Raw genomic sequence first — 2,671 nt, forward strand, 5'->3', positions numbered from 1 at the left:
TGAACTCACCCGCCTCGGTCGCGATGTCGGCGTGGAACAGCACCTGGTAGAGAACATCCCCCAGCTCTTCGACGATCTCGTCGCGGGAGCCGCTCTCGATCGCTTCCACCAACTCGGCGCTCTCTTCGACGAGGTACTGCACGAGCGAGGCGTGGGTCTGCTCACGGTCCCAGGCGCAGCCGCCCGGAGCCCGCAGCCGCTCGAGCGTCGCGATCAGCTCGTCGAGGCGGGGATGAGGCGCATCGGTCATGCCGACATCCTCACATCTCGGGGGCACTCAGACGGGTGGCGTCTCGGGGTCGGAGGCCGCGGGTACCGCCAACGGAACTCGAGGCATCGCGATGGCCGCGACCAACAACACGGTAGCGACGATCGCCCCACCGAGGAACACGGCACCGACCGCCGCCGCCATCGTCGAAGGCGTCGTCTCGTCGCCGCCGAGCCCCAGGACGACGGAGTTGGCGATCGCGCCGAATGCCGCCGCTCCGATCGCCTGCCCGATCGAGCGGAAGAACAACTGGGTGCCCGTCACGACCCCGCGTTCGTTCCACTCGACGCTCGCCTGCGCGGCGACCAGGCTGGGCACGGCTGCGAAGCCGAACCCGAGGCCGATCACGAAGCACAGAGCAGCGACGACCCAGAGCGACGGAGCCACCGTCGACAGGGCCAGCATGGCGGTACCGAGCACCAGGATGATCCCGCCCAGGATCGTCGTCGGACGGAACCCGAACCTCAGGTAGAGCCGACCGGAGAGGGTGGCGGCGACCGGCCAGCCGATCGTGAGCGCGCCGAGCGCGAGGCCCGCGACGATGGGCTCCGCGCCGGTGGTCACCGTGAGGAACGTGGGTACGTATTCGACAAGGCCGATGAGGACCGCGCCGACGCAGAATCCGAGCAGGTTGGTCGTCAGCAATAGGCGCCGCGAGAGCACCCAGAACGGCAGAATCGGCTCCCCAGCGCGACGTTCGACCAACCCGAATGCGACGAGCAACACCGCGCCGGCTCCCAAGACGGCGAGGCTTTGCGGCGAGTCCCACGCCCACCCGGTTCCGCCCTGGAGCAAACCGAGAATGAGAAGGGTCACCGATACGGTCAGCAGCGCCGCTCCCGCATAGTCGATGCGATGCTCCCGGCGCTCCACCTTCTCGGTGAAGCGCGACCAGATCATCCACCCGGCGAGGAGACAGAGCGGGACGTTGATGAAGAAGATGCCGCGCCACAGGTCGAACTGCGCGAACACACCGCCGAGGGTCGGCCCGACGACCGCCGAGATCGACCAGACGCTCGCCAGGTAGCCCTGCACGCGGGCCCGTTCCTCCAGCGTGTAGATGTCGCCGACCATCGTGATGACGATCGGCAGGATCGCGCCGGCCCCGATGCCCTGCACGGCGCGGAAGATGATCAGACTCGGCATGTCCCAGGCGAACCCGCACAGGATCGATCCGAGCAGGAAGACCCCGATCCCCCACAAGATGAGCGGCTTGCGCCCGATCGTGTCAGCCAGTTTGGCGTACACGGGAACGGTGACCGCCGAGGCGAGAAGGTAGATCGAGAACAGCCACGGGAATGAGGTGAAACCGCCAATGTCGGCGACGATCGAGGGCACCGCGGTCGCGATCACCGTCGAGTCGATCGCCACGAGGCCGGTCGCGAGCATCATCGCGAGGAGCAGCGGACCGCGCTCCGACCGGAATCCCACGGCAGTCGTCACTCGCCCTAGCCAACCATCACGGCACACGGCCACGCTGGCAATTCGAGGATGATGGGCGGGTGGATGCTGCTGCTCTCGCCCTCCTCGGCGTCGTCGTCGGCGTGCTGCTCTGGCGGGCGCTCACCCGTGAGCGACGCGACTACGGGCGCTTCAAGCGGCTGCGTTCGACCGTTGCGCGGCAGAAGGTCTACCGCCGCTGGCTGATCGAAGGAGTGCTCGCGCTCGGTGGCCTCTCCCTCGCGACGATCGTCGGCGCGTGGGGGCAGATTCCCGTGGCCCTTGCCGCCGCCCAGGAATGGGAACCGATCGCCGCGGCCCGCACGTTCCTCGCGGGTGACGCCGGCATCCCGGTCGTGATCGCGGTTGCGGTCCTGGTGCTCGCCGCGCTCGTGCTGCCGGTGGTGCTCATCCGCGAACCACTCGACGAGGCGCCGGCGATCGGCGACATCCGCGCACTCCTGCCCCGCACGCGCGGAGAACTGCCCTACGGCGCGGCGCTCTCGGTAAGCGCGGGAGTCTTCGAGGAGCTGCTGTTCCGCCTGGGGCTGCCCGCCCTCGTGTTCGCGGTGACCGGAAACGCGTTCGCCGCGTTCCTCGGGGCGACCCTGCTGTTCGGGATCCTGCACCTCTACCAAGGTCCGCTCGGCATCGTGTTCTCGACCGTGCTCGGCGCGATCTTCGTGCTGCTCTACCTCGTGACCGGGTCGATCCTCGTGCCGATCGTGTTGCACGTCCTCATCGACCTGCGCTCGATGGTGCTCATCCCGATCGCTCTGGGCCGGGTGCTGGCGCCTCGCGCCGTCTGACCGGCCGCTAGGAACCCGCGGGCGGGGCGGCCGGGGCGAAGAGGGCGGTCAGCACGCCCTCGACCCAGGTAATCAGCTCGGCGTCGGTGCCCTGGGGCAGCGGGATGCTGAGCGCCCTTGCCGCGGCGAACTCCCGCGCCCCCGGATACATGCG

At 68.8% G+C, this 2,671-nt stretch carries 3 protein-coding genes; 1 reads left to right on the forward strand and 2 read right to left on the reverse strand.

Annotation, left to right across the window (positions count from 1 at the left end):
- Both RMO30_RS12125 and RMO30_RS12130 read right to left on the reverse strand, forming a co-directional pair.
- The coding region (locus tag RMO30_RS12125; protein ID WP_309713845.1) for a MazG nucleotide pyrophosphohydrolase domain-containing protein at positions 1-250 on the reverse strand (250 nt) is incomplete at its 3' end.
- 27 nt (positions 251-277) lie between these two features.
- Positions 278-1,660, reverse strand: coding sequence for an MFS transporter (locus RMO30_RS12130; protein ID WP_309713851.1), 1,383 nt, complete (start codon positions 1,658-1,660; stop codon positions 278-280).
- A gap of 110 nt (positions 1,661-1,770) precedes the next feature.
- Between RMO30_RS12130 and RMO30_RS12135 the strand changes: the two genes are divergently transcribed.
- Entirely contained in the window at positions 1,771-2,517 is a 747-nt protein-coding gene (locus tag RMO30_RS12135) for a CPBP family intramembrane glutamic endopeptidase (RefSeq protein WP_309713848.1), read from the forward strand.
- Positions 2,518-2,671: the final 154 nt, after the last annotated feature.

Origin of the sequence: Pseudolysinimonas sp. (assembly GCF_031389465.1) — a bacterium.
Classification (GTDB): Bacteria; Actinomycetota; Actinomycetes; order Actinomycetales; family Microbacteriaceae; genus Pseudolysinimonas_A.

Coding starts and splice junctions, on each gene's coding strand:
- RMO30_RS12130 (WP_309713851.1), bottom strand. CDS start 1,660: ATGATGCTCGCGACCGGCCTCGTGGCGATCGACTCGACGGTGATCGCG.